This window comes from Tropicimonas sp. IMCC6043 (assembly GCF_004146235.1).
In the GTDB taxonomy this organism is placed as follows: Bacteria; Pseudomonadota; Alphaproteobacteria; order Rhodobacterales; family Rhodobacteraceae; genus Tropicimonas.
In genome coordinates this window covers 43,152-58,090 of the sequence record NZ_SELO01000018.1, presented here as the reverse complement: position 1 = coordinate 58,090, position 14,939 = coordinate 43,152, and the positions used below count along the sequence as shown (strand labels likewise).

The window sequence follows — 14,939 nt, the reverse complement described above, 5'->3', positions numbered from 1 at the left end:
GATGCGGGTTTTCATCGTCGCGGGAGAGCCGTCTGGCGACCGCCTAGGAGCGGCGCTGATGGCCGGGCTGCGAGAGCTGGCGCCGGACGTGACGTTTCGCGGCATCGGTGGCACGGAGATGGAAGCGGCGGGGCTCGAGAGCCTCTTTCCGATGTCGGAACTGTCGCTGATGGGGATCGTCGAGATCCTGCCGAAATACCTGTCGCTGCGGAGGCGGCTTTTCGAGACTGTCGAGGCGGTGGAACGCTTCGCGCCCGATGTCCTGATCACCATCGACCTGCCGGCCTTCTGCCTGCGGCTCGTGCGCGAGGTGCGCGAGCGCCAGCCCGGGCAGCGGACTGTCCACTACGTCGCCCCGACGGTCTGGGCGTGGCGTCCGGAACGCGCGGCGAAGATGGCACCGTCGGTCGACCAGGTGCTGGCGCTCCTGCCCTTCGAGCCGCCCTACATGGAAGCGCATGGCATGCGATGCGATTTCGTCGGCCACCCGATCGTGGCCGAACCGCAGGCGACGGCGGAAGAGGCGGTGGCATTCCGGTCCGACCGCGGAATCCCCGCCGATGCACCGCTGATCCTCGCCCTGCCGGGCTCTCGGGGAAGCGAGATCAAGCGGCTTGCGCCGGTCTTCGGCGAGACGCTCGCGCAGGTTCTGGCCCGGCGGCCCGAGGCGCGGATCGTCGTGCCGACGGTTGCGGCAAAGGCCGAGGCGATGGCGGCGGCGCTCGCGGACTGGCCCGGCGCGCCGATCCTGCTCGATCCGCGCGGACGAGCAAACAGCGATGTCACGGCGGAAAAGCGCGCCGCCTTCGCGGCCGCGGATGTCGCGCTTGCGGCCTCCGGCACGGTGTCGCTGGAACTGGCGGCGGCGGAGACGCCGATGGTGATCGGCTACGACGCAAACTGGCTCACCCGCATGATGGTCGAGCGCATGCTGCTGGTGGACACGGTGACGCTGGTGAACCTGGTATCGGAAACCCGTGCCGTGCCCGAGTTCACCGGACGGATGTGCCGTGCCGGGAACCTTGCCCCGGCGCTGCTCGATGCGCTGGAACGGCCGCAGGCACAGCGCGCCGCGATGCGGCTGACGATGGACCGGCTGGGAGCGGGCGAGGAGGCGCCGGGCCTGCGGGCGGCTCGCGCGGTGCTCGAGGGGCTCGGCGCGGCGCCCTGAGGAGGCGCTGGCGCAGTGTCGGAAGCGGCAGGATCTCCGCCACGAGGAGCGGCGCGCCGGCTCAGTGCCGGGTCATGCGCAGCTTGCCAAGGCTTGTCGGGACGGTCACCTTGCTTACCCGGTGGGTGCCGTCGGGAAGGATGCTGTAGACCACGGTGAACGGCCAGTGCACGCGCTCGGCCATGTCCTTGTCCGAGAAGCCTGCGACGCGGGAATAGGTGCCGGGGCAGGTGAGCGTGTCGCCCTCCCGCTTTCCGCCCGAGAGGCGGATGCGCGTCCGTTCGCGGCCGTCATAGGGCGAGATGTCGAGGTTGCAGGCGAGCCCCGCGGGGCGGTCACGCAGGATCGCGTATGCGGCGGTCATCGGGTCGACGGTGCCGGCCTGCCCTTGGGGATCGGCGTGATAGGATTTGCGCCGCGTGTCTGGCGGATTCTTGGTGATCTCCGGCCGGCCGTTCAAATAGCGGAAGGCGGTGGTTTTGGTCTCGCCCTTTTTCGTCGTCGATTCCTTGTAGATTTCAGGGGTATAGCGGTTTCCTTCGACCCGACCGGAGGCGACCGTGGTCACCTGCGTCGGGTAGAGCCCGCGCGCCAGCCCGGTCGAGGCGGCCTCGCCCCGGGTGGTGTAGCGTCCGCCGGATTCGGACCCGCTGTAGGCGAGCACGCCCGCGGGGATGCCGGAGAGCGAGACCGAGAATTGGCCATCCTCGGCGCAAGCCGGCAGGGAGAGAAACAGCAGGGCAGCGACGATGAGGGGCCGGCGCATTGGGGATCCTTTGCAGTGATATCTGCCAGCAAGGGGCCGCAAAACGTCGCACAGGTCAACAGCACGGCGCGGCTATCGGATAGCGCGAGGCTCTCCGCTGTTCTGCGCCGGCCCGCGCGGCGAAACGCCCGGGGGGGACGGTTCTGGACATTTGGCCCTCGGCATCCGAAAGACGGGTCCGGAACGAAACCGGGGGACGAGTGGATGGATATCGACGATCTTGCACAACGGGTTTTGGCGGGCGAGCGCCGGGCGCTGGCACGCGCGATCACGCTTGTGGAGAGCAACCGCACCGATCACCGGGCCATGGCCGTGGAGCTGGGAAGGCAGATCGCGGGGAACGGGCGGCAGGCGCTCCGGCTCGGCCTGTCGGGCACGCCCGGTGTCGGCAAATCGACCTTCATCGAAGCCTTCGGCATGATGCTCACGGAGCGCGGACTGAAGGTCGCGGTGCTTGCCGTGGACCCTTCCTCGGCGCGCTCGGGCGGTTCGATTCTCGGCGACAAGACGCGGATGGAGGAGCTATCGCGCAACCCAAACGCCTTTATCCGCCCGAGTCCGAGCCAGAGCCAGCTTGGCGGCGTTGCGCGGCGGACCCGCGAAGTGGTCGCGCTCTGCGAGGCGGCGGGGTACGACGTGGTGCTGATCGAGACGGTGGGGGTCGGGCAATCCGAGACGATGGTGGCGGAGATGTCGGACATCTTCCTGCTGCTGCTGGCACCCGCGGGTGGCGACGAGCTCCAGGGAGTCAAGCGCGGCATCATGGAGATCGCCGACCTGATCCTCGTCAACAAGGCCGATGGCGAGTTGAAGCCTGTTGCGATGCGGACCTGCGCCGACTACGCCGGCGCCCTGCACCTGCTCCGGAAACGTCCCGAGGACCCGAAGGATTTCCCAAAGGCGATGACCGTCTCGGCCGTGGCGCGCGACGGCCTCGAAAAGGCCTGGGACGAGATGACCGCGCTGGCGGAATGGCGCCGGGAGAACGGTCATTGGGACGCCCGCCGCGCCCGGCAGGCGCGGCACTGGTTCGAGGAGGAGGTGCGGCAGGGCCTGCTGGCCCGGCTCTCGGCCTCCACCGAGGCGCGTCGCCGGATGGACGCTCTGGGCCGGCTCGTCGCGGAAGGGGAGCTTGCCCCTGCCGCTGCGGCGCAGGAGATGCTCAGGTTGCTCGGGGAAGACCCAGCTGCGCTCGACTGAGATGCGCAACCTGTCCGACAACCTGGTCGGCGCGGGGTTCATGGTCGCGGCGATGGCAGGCTTCGCGCTCGAGGACATGCTGCTCAAATCCGCCTCGGCGCAGATGCCGGTCGGTCAGGTGATCGCGCTTTTCGGCCTCTTCGGCACGATCGGCTTCGCCGCGCTGTCCCTGCTCCGCAGCGAGCCGGTGCTGCACCCGGCGATGCTCGCACCGTCGATGGTCCTGCGGGCGGGGTTCGAATGCTGCGGGCGGCTCTTCTACACGCTCGCCATCGCGCTGACGCCCCTCTCGACTGCCTCGGCGATCCTTCAGGCGACGCCGCTCGTCGTCGTCGCCGGCGCCGCGATGGTCTTCAGGGAGCGGGTGGGGGCGGGGCGCTGGCTGGCGATCTGCGCTGGGTTCGGCGGCGTGCTGCTGATCCTCCGGCCCGGTGCCACTGGGTTCGACGCCACCGCGGTCGTCGCCATACTCGGCATGGCCGGGTTTGCCGGGCGCGATCTCGCGACCCGGGCCGCGCCCAGAAGCCTCTCCTTCGCCCAGATCGGCCTCTGCGGCTTCTCGGTGCTGGTCCCCACCGGCCTGTTGCTTCTTGCTGTTACTGGCGGCGCCGCAGTCCCGGCGACTTCTGCGGTGCTGTCGCTTCTCGCTGGCACGGGGTTCGGCATCGCCGCCTATTCGGCGCTGACCCAGGCGATGCGCGTGGGCGAGGTTTCGGCGGTCACTCCCTTCCGCTACACGCGGCTCATCTTTGGCGTCGGGCTCGGCATCGCGGTCTTCGGCGAGCGGCCGGGAATTATGACCTGGGGCGGTGCGGCGATCATCCTCGCTTCCGGGCTCTATATCATGCTGCGCCGGCCGGCTCGGGCCGAGCGGCTCGTTGCGGCGGGTCCGCAAGGCATGGATCTCTAACGGCCCGTCGGCCGGGAGGCATTACTCCGACCGCACACCAACTCCCATAGATATCGGGCTTCCGGCTCAGCGCGACCGGCTTGGCGCGAGTCGGGTCGACTGGTGCATGACGAGGCCGGCCTCGTCGAACTCGAGCCTGTAGCTTGCATTGAGCGTAATCGGCGCGCCGTTCGAAACCCGGATGGCGCGGAAGGTTCCGCTCCAGAGCGCCCGCCTTGCTCGAATGCCGCGATCCCGCTCGACATGCTGGGTGGAGGCCAGCCGTTCCGAAAGCCTTTCGAAATAGCCCTCGATTTCGGCCCGGCCGCGCAACAGGTATCGGGTGTTCGAGCCATCGGGCTCCAGCAGTTCCGTCTCGACAACGGCTTCGGGCGGGTTGAGCATCGACAGTCCGGTCAGGTTGAGAAGCGGTGCCATGGAGGCGTCCAGCGCTTCGAGGAACTGCTCCAGCGCGGTCTGGGTGCAGGTCTCGCAGATGTCGGTGCGGGGCGCCTCCTGCGAAAAACTTGCGTGTCTGTCCTGACGTCATTTGCTTTAAACATTTTCCTCACAATCTCACACTTTCGCCGGCCATGCTAAGTCGGGTCGCAATGAAATGGGGAACGGCGCGGGAGCGACCTGACGACGCCCCCTTTGCGACACTGCACGAGGATATAACCCCAGGACTGTGGTCCAATTGGAACCGGCGCCGACAAACACTGCGAAATACCTGCAGCGCGCTTGGAGCCTCGCCGCCGGGCAGGAGCGGGTCGGGGCGCGTGGCTTGACTTGTTACAATCAGGTGGTAGGCGCGGATGCGGCGGCGCTTCGGCGGCGCCGGACGGTTTCAGGATGGATGGCAGATGATGGACGACCAGTACGACGACGACCCGCTAGACGACATGCACAAGGACTGGCTCGAGGCCGAGCTCGAGGAAACGCTGGACGAGACCTTCGAGCTGGAATTCTCCGAACCCATGCTGAGCCGGGAGATCCGCAAGATCTATCGCAACGCGCATCCCGACCTGCTCGACCGCCGTGTCTATTTCCGCAACCTGCTGCGGCTCCAGGCGGAGCTGATCAAGGTGCAGGACTGGGTCGAGGCGACAGGAGCTAAGGTCTGCATCCTGTTCGAGGGGCGCGACTCGGCCGGCAAGGGCGGGGTGATCAAGCGCATCACCCAGCGTCTGAATCCGCGCGTGGCCCGCGTGGTGGCGCTGCCGGCGCCCAACCGTCGCGAGCAGTCGAGCTGGTATTTCCAGCGCTACGTTCCCCACCTGCCGGCGGGCGGCGAGATCGTTCTCTTCGACCGTTCCTGGTACAACCGTGCCGGCGTTGAACGGGTGATGGGGTTTGCGACCGAGGACCAGGTCGAGTTGTTCTTCCGCGATGTGCCGGAATTCGAGCGGATGCTGGTCCGCAACGGTATCATCCTGTTGAAATACTGGTTCTCGATCACCGATGCCGAGCAGCAGCTCCGGTTCCAGGTCCGCATTCACGATCCGATGAAGCAGTGGAAGCTGAGCCCCATGGACCTTCAGTCCCGCGTTCGCTGGGAGCAATACACCAAGGCCAAGGAGGAGATGTTCGCCCGCACCAACATCCCCGAGGCGCCGTGGTATATCGTCGAAGGGAACGACAAGAAGCGCGAGCGGCTGAACTGCATCGAGCATATCCTGACAAAGATCCCGTACGAGCCTGTCGAGCACGAGAAGGTCGAGCTGCCGGAGCGGAGATACAATCCCGATTACGAGCGCAAGGTGCTTCCCGACGAGCTCTATGTTCCGAAGGTCTACTGACACCGTAAACGCGGGCGACAGCCGGGGTTCGCCCTGGCTGAAACCCAGTGTCGGGCAGACAACTCCGATCGAGGGAACGATGTTCATTCTGCGCCATGGCGAGACGGTCTGGAACGTCCTTGGACGGATGCAGGGCGGGCTGGATTCTCCTCTGACCGAACGCGGACGGGCACAGGCGGTCCGGCAGGGTGAAATCCTTCGCGCGGCCGGCGCCGCGAGTCTGCCGGTCTATTGCAGTCCGCAGGGGCGGGCACTCGAGACGGCGAAACTGGCGCTCCCGGAGGTACGGCCGATCACCGACGCACGGTTGGCCGAGGTCGCGATGGGCGACTGGCAGGGGCTCGGATATGACGATATCCTGCGTGCCGCGCCCGATGCCGGGGCGAATCCGGGTTCTTTCCTATGGAAGTTCTCCGCCCCCCGCGGCGAGCGTCTCGAGGAGATGCAGGCGCGGGTCGCATCCTTTCTGGCGGCCGTCCCCGCGGCGTCGATCGTGGTCACGCATGGCGTCACCTCGCAGCTTCTCCGCGGCGCAATCCTCGGGCTTTCAATCGAGGAAACGGATCTTCTGGACGACCGGCAGGGTGTCGTCTACCGCGCGCGAGAGGGCAGGGTGGACATGCTGGAGCGCTAAAGCGGCCCCGGGTCTTCCGCCGCCCCCACGGAAAGTCGTTCGCTTCGACGGCGCGCTTTCGGCACTTCGGAGGACGCTCATCGTTCTAGTGCAACCGGGAGTGAACCAGATAGGCCTCGACGCTCTCCTCTCCCAATGCACGAAGCGCCTCGAGCCGATGCAGCCCCTCGATCAGGACGTAACGCCCCTTGCCCTGCCGTAAGCGGATCGGGGTCGTCTGGCCAATATCGATGATGCTCTCGGCAAGCGCCTCGACCTTGGCAGGTTCGAGGGTCTTCTTCCGTTTGGTGGGCACATAGATCTCTGCGATCGGGTATTTCTTCTTTTCAAGCACGTTCGAGCCCTTCTTTACGTCCGAGATCCGATGTGGCCACGGGTCGATACCGCCGATCATTCGTCCGGGCGCGGACCGGCCCGGAGATACGCGCAGCGATGGTCCCTGGCAGACGGGACCCGTGCCAATGCTATGCCCATAATCGATTCTGTCGCACGGAAATCTTGTCCGCGGCGGTCCCGAAGCACAGCGAAAGTCAAAGACGGCTTGCCGCACCGGCATGTAGCCCTCTAGCGTTGTGCGGGAATGCAACCGGAACCTCATCCCGGAGACAGCCTGCAATCTGCGGACCCCTCCGATGACGGTACCTGCCGAAAAGGGATAAGACCGTGTCTCGAGTTCTTGTACTGGGAGCCGGGTTCGGCGGCATGGAACTGGCTACTCTTCTGTCGGAAGCGATGGGAGAGGAAGCGGACGTCACCCTGATCGACAAGGGCGACAGTTTTGTCTTCGGCTACTCCAAGTTCGACGTGATGTTCGGCGGGGCAACGTTGGAGGCGGTGCGCCTTCCCTATCGCAGCTTTGCCCGGCCCGGCGTGCGTCTTGTGCAGGAGACGATCACCGCCATCGATCCGGAGGCGCGACGCGTGACGACAGACCAAGGCGTCCATTCGGCCGACTTCCTCGTGATCGCTCTTGGTACCGACTTCGACATCGCCGCGACCCCTGGATTGGCCGAGCACGGCCACGAGTTCTACTCGGTGCCCGGGGCAAACCGGCTGCGCGAGGTTTTGCCCGGGTTTTCGAAAGGTCCGGCGATTGTGGGGATCTGCGGCTTTCCTTACAAATGCCCGCCGGCGCCGAGCGAATGCGCCCTGACGCTCCACCACTACCTGACCGAACGGGGCGTGCGGGACCAGTGCGAGATCACGCTGGTCTCTCCACTGTCGAGCCCGATGCCCGCCTCCGCCGACCTTTCGCGAGCCTTGATGGAGGCCTTCGAGGCGGCAGGAATTCGTGTGCTCCTGTCCCGAACGGTAATGGCGCTTGAAGCGGATCGCGGGACGGCGGTGCTCGACGACGGGACAGAGCTTCCCTGTGCCTTGTTCCTCGGTGTTCCCAAGCATCAGGCCCCCGAGGTCGTCATCGACAGCGGGCTGACCGAGGGTGGATGGATTCCGATTGACCTGAGTTCGATGGAGACATCCGTGCCCAACGTCTACGCCATCGGCGACGTGGCAAAGACCGGATTGCCGAAAGCTGGATCCTTCGCGGAGAGCCAGGCCCGCGCCGTGGCAAGTTCCATTCTCGCCAAGACACGTGGCGGCGTGCCGAGCCCGAACACCGGCACGGGGAGCTGCCTTGTCGAGTTCGGAGACGGCCGCCTTGGCTGGGCGGACCTGGATTTCCTGACGGGCCCGTCTCTCAAGTCCGTCTACCACGCTCCCTCTTTCGAGGGACGCACCCACAAGGAGGAGTTTGGCACTGTCCGCACCGCGCGATGGTTCGGGCGTTGAGGTTCCTGAGGCGCGCCGTACCGGAGAAGCTCCACAAACCGGAGGCTTCCGAGAGGTGAGGGGAGGAACTTCGCCAACCCGTTGAAATTATTGTCTGCGATGCCGAGGCGAAGTTGGGGTGGTTCGATACGACAAGGCCCCCGCCGAGGCAGGGGCCCTTTGTCCGGGTGGCGATGGCGCGGTTGACGGGGCTCGAACCCGCGACCTCCGGCGTGACAGGCCGGCACTCTAACCAACTGAGCTACAACCGCTCGCCGTACGCCTGCGACAGCCTGTGCCGCGCGGCGTGAGCGGCGTTCTAGGCCGCGGGGCGGGCGGCGTCAAGCGGCCTTTTCAGGCTTTTTCCCGACGGCCCGCCTCTTGCTTCGGAACGCCCGACGACTTCGGCGTTGTGCCCTTCCCCGATGGCCCGGCGCGCTCCGGAGGGCGTCCGCAGGACGCCGTTCCGGGACCTCGCCGGCCGGACGCAGTCGTTCACTCCGACGTTTCCGTGTCCAGACCGTTCACCTCTGCGATGAAATCGGCAAGCATCGGCACGTAACGTCCACCCTGTCCGGCCGCCTCCATCGCGCAGAGGTCATTGCGCAGCGCTGCCTGTACAGGGGTCACCGCGCCGGTGGCGATGGCGAGACTGGCGAGGTAGCGCATGTCCTTGTGGGCGTTGGAAATGGTGAACTTGTGGGCATTCTCGTCGTGTTCGAGCGTCCATTTCATGAAAGTGTCGTAGAAGCCGTTATGCATGCGGCTCGAACCGATGACGGTGTGGAACTGCTCGACGGTGAGCCCCGCCTTGCGCGCCATCGCCATGCCCTCAGCGAGAAGCGCACCCTGACCGAGCGAGATGAAATTGTTGATCAGCTTCATCTTGTGACCCTGGCCGACCGGGCCGAGATGCAGGACATTGGCGGCCCATGTCGCCAGAACCGGCTCGATGCGGGCAAAGGTCTCCGGGTCGGCGCCGACGATCGCCGAGAGCTCGCCCTCCTCCGCCTGGGCCGGGGTGCCACCGAGTGGTGCGTCGGCCATCGAGATGCCCTTTTCGGCAAGCTCCTCGGCGAGACCCTCGGTGCTGGTGGGATCGGCCGTCGAACAATCGACAAGGATGCTCCCCGGCTTGGCATTGGCCGCGATTCCATCCGCGCCACGGACCAATGCCTCGATCTGCGGTGAGCCGGTGACGCAGAGGAAGATGATGTCGCATTGCCGGGCAAGCTCCGCCGTGCCCGCCGCTTCGGTCGCGCCGCGCGACACCAGATCCTCGAGCGGGGCGCGGTTGCGGTGCGCCATGGTGACGAGGGGGTAGCCGCCTTCGAGGATGTTCTTGGCTATGCCGTGGCCCATCAGGCCGATGCCGATAAATCCGATGACGGGTTTGCTCATTGCGTGTCCTCCGGGACGTAGTTGCGCCAGTCGTGTTGTTCGCGGAAGCCCAGTATCTCGCGGATCTTCCGGTTGGAAAACAGCGCCTCGGTTTCGTCGAGCGCCCGCGTGACCGGCACGTCGGGGAAGAAGCGGGCGAGGAGTTCGGTATTGGGCAGGTTGATGCCGTTGCTGTCGTTGCCGGCATTGAAGACCTGGAAGCCCAGGCCGTCCGTCTTCAGGCAGAGGTCGACGATCTGGCCGAGATCGCGCGCGTCGATATAGCAGAAGAGGTTGCGCCGGCGCTTCGCCGGGTCTGCAAAGAAGCCGGGGAACAGCGTCTCGTATTCGTGCGGCTCGATCACGTTACCGATACGGAGCCCGTAGATGTCGGCGCCCGACCGGCGCTGGAATGTACGGCCGGTCTTCTCGTTGACGACCTTGGAGAGGCCGTAGCTGTCCATCGGGTTGACGTCGTACTCTTCGTCGACGGGCAGGTATTCGGGATCGGCCACACCATCGGCAAAGCAGACCCCATAGGTGGTCTCGGAGGAGGCGAAGACGATTTTGCGGATGCCAAGCTTCACCGCTGCCTCGATCACGTTGTAGGTGCCGATCGTGTTGACGCGGAAGGTCTCGTGGTCGGGTGCGATCAGGATCCGCGGGATGGCGGCGAAATGAACCACCGCGTCGAATCGCGGCACGCCGGTGCCCGGCTCCAGCTCGTCGAAATCGGCATAGCTGGTCATCACGTTGAACATTGCGCCCGAGTCGGTGATGTCGGCGGTCAGGTTGTCGATGCCCGGCTCGCCAAGCGGCGTCAGGTCGACATTGACGACCCGGTGCCCCTGGTCGCGCAAATAGCGGCAGACATGGCGTCCGGCCTTGCCGGATCCGCCGGTGAACAGGATTCGCATCTTCACCTCCAAGTTTTTTGACGCGGGCGGCCCGGCCGGGCCGCCCGCGTCGAATCAGGTCCGGAATACCCGGTAGATCGCCGGAATCACCAGAACTGTCAGCAGGGTCGAGCTCAGCAGGCCGAAGAGCAGCGAGAGCGCGAGCCCCTGGAAGATCGGGTCGGTCAGGATGACCACCGCGCCGATCATCGCTGCCACGGCGGTCAGCAGGATCGGCTTGAACCGGATCGCTCCGGCCTCGATCAGCGTCTCGACCTTGTCCTGGGTCGGATCCGCATTGCGGATAAAATCGACCAGCAGGATCGAGTTCCGCACGATGATGCCGGCAAGCGCGATGAAGCCGATCATCGAGGGCGCCGAGAACGGCGCGTTGAACAGCCAGTGGCCGAAGATGATGCCAAGGAAGGTGAGCGGAACCGGCGTCAGGATGACGAGCGGCAGCTTGAACGAGCCGAACTGCGCGACGACAAGGATGTAGATGCCGAGCAGCGCCACGGCGAAGGCCGCACCCATGTCGCGGAACGTGACGAAGGTCACCTCCCATTCGCCGTCCCAGAGCAGCGTGACGGTGCTCTCGTCCTCGGGTTGGCCGTTGAGCCGGATCTCGGGCTTGAGGCCCTCGGGCCAGTCTATCTCCTCGATCTTGTCGGCGACGGCCAACATGCCGTAGAGCGGCGCCTCGAAATCGCCCGCGAGTTCGGCGGTGACCATCTCGGCAGCGCGGCCGTTATGGCGGAAGACCGGGTAGGAGGCGTGTTCCTCGGTGATCCGTACCACGTCGCCAAGCTCCACCACGCCCCGCGCGCCGGGCAGCACGTTGGCCGGGATCGGCGTCGACAGGAAGCGCTCGTCCACCACGCGGTCCTCCTTGCCGCGCTCGACCGTGATCGGGATCGGGTAGCGGCCCTCGCCGCGATGCGAATAACCGACGGTCTGGCCGGCGTTGAGGATGCTTAGCGTTGTGAACACGTCCTGCTCGTCGACGCCGAAGAATTCCAGCTCGTCGGTCGAGATTGTCGCGCGCAGCCGCCGCGGCTGGACGCCGAAGCTGTCGTCGACATCGACCACGTAGGGAACCGAGGCGAAGGCTTCGCGGATCTTCTCGGCCGCCTCCCGGCGGGTTTCAGCATCGGGCCCGTAGACCTCGGCGAGCAGCGTCGCGATGACCGGCGGCCCCGGGGGCGGCTCGACCGTCTTGAGGTTGGTGCCTTCGGGCACGTCGATTCCGGCGATCCGCTCCCGGATTTCCAGCGCGATCTCGTGGCTGGAGCGTTCGCGCTCGCCCTTGGGCGTCAGGTTGATCTGCACGTCGCCCATCTGCGGCTGCGCCCGCAGGTAGTAGTGCCGCACGAGGCCGTTGAAGTTGAAGGGCGAGGCGTCGTTGGCATGGGTCTGGACCGAAACGACTTCCTCGAGCTGGAGCACCTCCCGTGCGACCGCCTGTGCAACCGCATCGGTGTCCTCCACACTCGCGCCCTCCGGCAGGTCGATGACCACTGAAAGCTCCGACTTGTTGTCGAAGGGCAGCAGCTTCACCGTCACGTCGCGCGTGTAGAGCGCGCCGAGCGAGCCGAAGGAGAGCACGGCGGCGGCGAGCAGGAAGACGAGGCTTCCGAACTTCGTCCGGAGCAGCGGCCGGGCGACAGCCGAATAGATCCGTCCCAGCGTGCCGCCGTGATGCGCCTCGTCATTGGGGTCATGCGCTGGCGCCCGGCCGGCGATCTTCACCATCAGCCAGGGGGTGATGATGACCGCGACGAAGAAGGAGAAGATCATCGCCGCGGAGGCATTCGCCGGAATCGGCGACATGTAGGGCCCCATGAGGCCCGATACGAAGAGCATCGGCAGGAGCGCGGCGACGACCGTGAGCGTGGCGACGATGGTCGGGTTGCCGACCTCGGCTACCGCGCGGATCGCCTTCTCGACCCGGGTTCCCTTGTAGGGCAGCGCCCAGTGGCGGGCAATGTTCTCGATCACCACGATGGCGTCGTCGACGAGGATACCGATCGAGAAGATCAACGCGAAGAGCGAGACACGATTGAGCGTGTAGCCCATGATCCAGGCGGCGAACAGCGTCAGCAGGATGGTGACCGGGATCACCACCGCGACGACGATGGATTCGCGCCAGCCGATGGCGAAGAGCACCAGCGCGACGATGGAGACCGTCGCGAGGCCAAGGTGAAACAGGAGTTCGTTCGCCTTTTCGTTGGCGGTCTCGCCATAGTCGCGGGTGACGTCCACTTGAACGGTGTCGGGGATCAACTCTTCCTCGAGCAGGTGGACCCGGTGCAGGATCTGCTCGGCCACGACCACGGCATTGGCGCCCGCGCGCTTGGCCAGCGCGAGTGTGACCGCGGGGGTGCGGATGATCTCGCCGTCCTCGGTGCGGATGACGTTCGAGACGATCCGGTCCGACGTGTCGGGCACGAAGCTCACATTCGCGACGTCGCGGACATAGACAGGCCGGTTGTCGCGGGTGGTGAGCAGCAGGTTGGCGACCTCGACCGGTGCCTTGAGCGTCTCGCCGGCGACCAGCGCAATCTGCTCGCCCTCGTCGCGCACGAGGCCGGTGGAAAAGGCATTGTTCGCGCCCTCGACCTTGGCGGCGAGCTGCTGCAGGGTCACGCCGTAGAGCGCCAGTCGCTCGGGGTCGGGCGCGATGCGGATTGCCTCGGAGGCCTCGCCGACGAGATAGGTGAGCCCCACATCCTCGATCTTGGCCATCTCCACTTGAAGCTCGCGCGCGAGCCGGGTGAGGTCGTTGGCACTCAAGCCGCTCGCGGGATCCTTCGGCGAGAGGGTCAGCGAGACGATCGCAACGTCGTCGATGCCGCGGCCGACGATCAGCGGCGCATCGATGCCGACGGGAATTCGGTCGAGATTGGCGCGGACCTTGTCGTGGACTCGCAGGATTGCGGTGTCGGCCGAGGTGCCCACGAGGAAACGGGCGGTGACCATCGAATAGTCGTCCGAGGTCTGGGAATAGACATGCTCGACTTCGTTGATGCCCTTGACGATGGTCTCCATCGGCTCGGTGACGAGCTTGACGGCGTCCTGCGCCCGCAGGCCCGGCGCCTGGATGTGGATGTCGACGAGCGGGACGGAGATCTGAGGCTCTTCCTCGCGCGGCAGCGAGATAAGCGCCACGAGGCCCATGGCGAGCGCGGCGAGGATCATCAGCGGGGTGAGCGCCGAGTTGATGAAGGCACGGGTCAGGCCGCCGGCAATGCCGAGCGATTCCTTCGAGACGGGGTCAGTCATGGTCGGTCACCAGCGTCTCGCCGCCCTCGAGGCCGGAGAGGATCCGCACGAGGGTCTCGCCTTCCTGCTCGAAAGGCTCGCCCGGCACGACGCTCCGGGCGATCGGCGTGCCGTCCGGACCGGCGATGGTGACGAAATCGAGACCCATGCGGGTCTCGACCGCGGTCGCCGGTACGACCACAGCCGGCTCCGACGCCACCGGCAGGCGCACCAGCACGCGGGCGTCGACGAAGTCGGTGGACAGGCCCTCGACATCGACATCGGCCAGAACGCGGCCGTTCTCGATCAGCGGATAGATCTTGGCGAGTTGGCCCTGCATCTCGCCGCCGGGTCCCTCGATGAGGATTTGTGCGCCTTCCTCGAGCTTAGTGGCATGGCGCTCCGGCACGGCGAGCCGAAGGTAGAAACCGCCGCCACCGATCTCGGCGATGGTCTCGCCGGGCAGCACGACCGAGCCTTGCGTCACCGGCACCGAAAGCACCGTGCCTTCGATCGGCGCCAGAACGGCGCCCTCGGCCTCCTGCTGCTCGAGCACCGCCCGCTGGGCTTCCTGCGCGCCGATCTGACCCCGGATGACATCGACCTGGGTGCGCAGAGCGTCGAGTCGCTGCGCCGTGGTCACGCCGCGCTGCAGCAGGTTCTCGCCGCGGGCGAGCTCGGCCTCGGCATTCTCGAGCTGCGCCGTCAGCGAGCTGAGCTGCGCGTCGATGGCGCCGAGCTGGAGGTTCAGTTTCTCGTCCACCACTCGGGCGATCACCTCGCCGGGTGTAACGCGGGAGCCCTCGGAGACCGCAATCTCCACGAGCGTTCCGCCGAGCCGGGAGCGCGCGGGTACGCGGTCGCGCGCCTCGATGCGGCCGAAGACGGCCTTCCACGCGGTGACGTCCATGTTGCGCGCCACCGGCGCGTCCTGGGCCAGGGCGAGACCGGGCAGGGCCAGCAATGCGAGCAGGATGAGCAGCCTAGCGATCATCTTGAGATTCCTCTTTTCGGGGCAGCCGGCGTTATATGCTATTTCTTGAATGTTTATCAAGGCGTGCATTTCGACCGGTTCCGGCCCTGGTATTTCGGTCACGCGCAAGAGAAGTGAATGCCTTTGTTTTCAAGGCGTCAAGAGATTCATGGCTGATCCGGCAGAGGCGAATCCGCCCA

13 protein-coding genes and 1 tRNA gene are annotated in these 14,939 nt (G+C 66.1%); 6 read left to right on the top strand and 8 right to left on the bottom strand.

The features are described from left to right. Nucleotide 1: 1 nt before the first annotated feature. Nucleotides 2-1,171, top strand: a complete 1,170-nt coding sequence (gene lpxB / locus EU800_RS16000; protein ID WP_129634038.1) for a lipid-A-disaccharide synthase — start codon at nucleotides 2-4, stop codon at nucleotides 1,169-1,171. 61 nt (nucleotides 1,172-1,232) lie between these two features. Here lpxB and EU800_RS15995 read toward each other — a convergent pair whose 3' ends face one another. Beyond that, nucleotides 1,233-1,937, bottom strand: coding sequence for a DUF3108 domain-containing protein (locus EU800_RS15995; RefSeq protein ID WP_129634037.1), 705 nt, complete (start codon nucleotides 1,935-1,937; stop codon nucleotides 1,233-1,235). Between the two features lie 204 nt (nucleotides 1,938-2,141). Between EU800_RS15995 and meaB the strand changes: the two genes are divergently transcribed. Both meaB and EU800_RS15985 read left to right on the top strand, forming a co-directional pair. Beyond that, on the top strand, nucleotides 2,142-3,137 hold the full coding sequence (gene meaB / locus EU800_RS15990) for a methylmalonyl Co-A mutase-associated GTPase MeaB (RefSeq protein ID WP_129634036.1): 996 nt from the start codon (nucleotides 2,142-2,144) through the stop codon (nucleotides 3,135-3,137). A 1-nt stretch (nucleotide 3,138) separates the two neighbouring features. Then, a complete protein-coding gene (locus EU800_RS15985) occupies nucleotides 3,139-4,047 on the top strand; it encodes a DMT family transporter (protein WP_129634035.1) in 909 nt (302 codons plus the stop codon). A 66-nt stretch (nucleotides 4,048-4,113) separates the two neighbouring features. Here the strand turns inward: EU800_RS15985 and EU800_RS15980 are convergent, their stop codons facing one another. Further along, nucleotides 4,114-4,464: a hypothetical protein gene (locus EU800_RS15980; RefSeq protein ID WP_129634034.1), complete on the bottom strand. Its 351-nt coding sequence runs from the start codon at nucleotides 4,462-4,464 to the stop codon at nucleotides 4,114-4,116. Nucleotides 4,465-4,889: 425 nt separating this feature from the next. On the opposite strand from EU800_RS15980, the gene ppk2 reads away from it, so the two are divergent. Both ppk2 and EU800_RS15970 read left to right on the top strand, forming a co-directional pair. Further along, nucleotides 4,890-5,825, top strand: coding sequence for a polyphosphate kinase 2 (gene ppk2 / locus EU800_RS15975; protein ID WP_242500602.1), 936 nt, complete (start codon nucleotides 4,890-4,892; stop codon nucleotides 5,823-5,825). A gap of 79 nt (nucleotides 5,826-5,904) precedes the next feature. After that, entirely contained in the window at nucleotides 5,905-6,459 is a 555-nt protein-coding gene (locus EU800_RS15970) for a histidine phosphatase family protein (protein WP_165354693.1), read from the top strand. An 85-nt stretch (nucleotides 6,460-6,544) separates the two neighbouring features. Here the strand turns inward: EU800_RS15970 and EU800_RS15965 are convergent, their stop codons facing one another. Beyond that, a complete protein-coding gene (locus EU800_RS15965; RefSeq protein WP_129634080.1) occupies nucleotides 6,545-6,793 on the bottom strand; it encodes a ParB N-terminal domain-containing protein in 249 nt (82 codons plus the stop codon). 329 nt (nucleotides 6,794-7,122) lie between these two features. Here EU800_RS15965 and EU800_RS15960 point away from each other — a divergent pair, with 329 nt between their 5' ends. Continuing rightward, nucleotides 7,123-8,250: an NAD(P)/FAD-dependent oxidoreductase gene (locus EU800_RS15960; RefSeq protein ID WP_207209924.1), complete on the top strand. Its 1,128-nt coding sequence runs from the start codon at nucleotides 7,123-7,125 to the stop codon at nucleotides 8,248-8,250. 174 nt (nucleotides 8,251-8,424) lie between these two features. Here the strand turns inward: EU800_RS15960 and EU800_RS15955 are convergent. From EU800_RS15955 to EU800_RS15935, 5 genes are all read right to left on the bottom strand, one after another. After that, nucleotides 8,425-8,501 (bottom strand) — tRNA-Asp (locus EU800_RS15955). Nucleotides 8,502-8,724: 223 nt separating this feature from the next. Next, entirely contained in the window at nucleotides 8,725-9,630 is a 906-nt protein-coding gene (locus tag EU800_RS15950) for an NAD(P)-dependent oxidoreductase (RefSeq protein ID WP_129634032.1), read from the bottom strand. Further along, nucleotides 9,627-10,526, bottom strand: coding sequence for an NAD(P)-dependent oxidoreductase (locus tag EU800_RS15945; protein ID WP_129634031.1), 900 nt, complete (start codon nucleotides 10,524-10,526; stop codon nucleotides 9,627-9,629). The genes EU800_RS15950 and EU800_RS15945 overlap by 4 nt, the downstream gene beginning before the upstream one ends. Nucleotides 10,527-10,580: 54 nt before the next feature. Further along, nucleotides 10,581-13,787 (bottom strand): efflux RND transporter permease subunit, encoded by a 3,207-nt coding sequence (locus tag EU800_RS15940; RefSeq protein ID WP_129634030.1) that lies wholly within the window; start codon nucleotides 13,785-13,787, stop codon nucleotides 10,581-10,583. Then, a complete protein-coding gene (locus EU800_RS15935; protein WP_129634029.1) occupies nucleotides 13,780-14,760 on the bottom strand; it encodes an efflux RND transporter periplasmic adaptor subunit in 981 nt (326 codons plus the stop codon). The genes EU800_RS15940 and EU800_RS15935 overlap by 8 nt, the downstream gene beginning before the upstream one ends. Nucleotides 14,761-14,939 lie beyond the last annotated feature (179 nt).

What these genes read in the sequence shown, in the direction of transcription:
- ppk2 (WP_242500602.1), top strand. Translation starts at nt 4,890, where the DNA reads ATGATGGACGACCAGTACGACGACGACCCGCTAGACGACATGCACAAG.
- EU800_RS15940 (WP_129634030.1), bottom strand. Translation starts at nt 13,787, where the DNA reads ATGACTGACCCCGTCTCGAAGGAATCGCTCGGCATTGCCGGCGGCCTG.
- EU800_RS15935 (WP_129634029.1), bottom strand. Translation starts at nt 14,760, where the DNA reads ATGATCGCTAGGCTGCTCATCCTGCTCGCATTGCTGGCCCTGCCCGGT.
- lpxB (WP_129634038.1), top strand. Translation starts at nt 2, where the DNA reads ATGCGGGTTTTCATCGTCGCGGGAGAGCCGTCTGGCGACCGCCTAGGA.
- EU800_RS15950 (WP_129634032.1), bottom strand. Translation starts at nt 9,630, where the DNA reads ATGAGCAAACCCGTCATCGGATTTATCGGCATCGGCCTGATGGGCCAC.
- EU800_RS15995 (WP_129634037.1), bottom strand. Translation starts at nt 1,937, where the DNA reads ATGCGCCGGCCCCTCATCGTCGCTGCCCTGCTGTTTCTCTCCCTGCCG.
- EU800_RS15945 (WP_129634031.1), bottom strand. Translation starts at nt 10,526, where the DNA reads ATGCGAATCCTGTTCACCGGCGGATCCGGCAAGGCCGGACGCCATGTC.
- EU800_RS15980 (WP_129634034.1), bottom strand. Translation starts at nt 4,464, where the DNA reads ATGGCACCGCTTCTCAACCTGACCGGACTGTCGATGCTCAACCCGCCC.
- EU800_RS15985 (WP_129634035.1), top strand. Translation starts at nt 3,139, where the DNA reads ATGCGCAACCTGTCCGACAACCTGGTCGGCGCGGGGTTCATGGTCGCG.
- meaB (WP_129634036.1), top strand. Translation starts at nt 2,142, where the DNA reads ATGGATATCGACGATCTTGCACAACGGGTTTTGGCGGGCGAGCGCCGG.
- EU800_RS15970 (WP_165354693.1), top strand. Translation starts at nt 5,905, where the DNA reads ATGTTCATTCTGCGCCATGGCGAGACGGTCTGGAACGTCCTTGGACGG.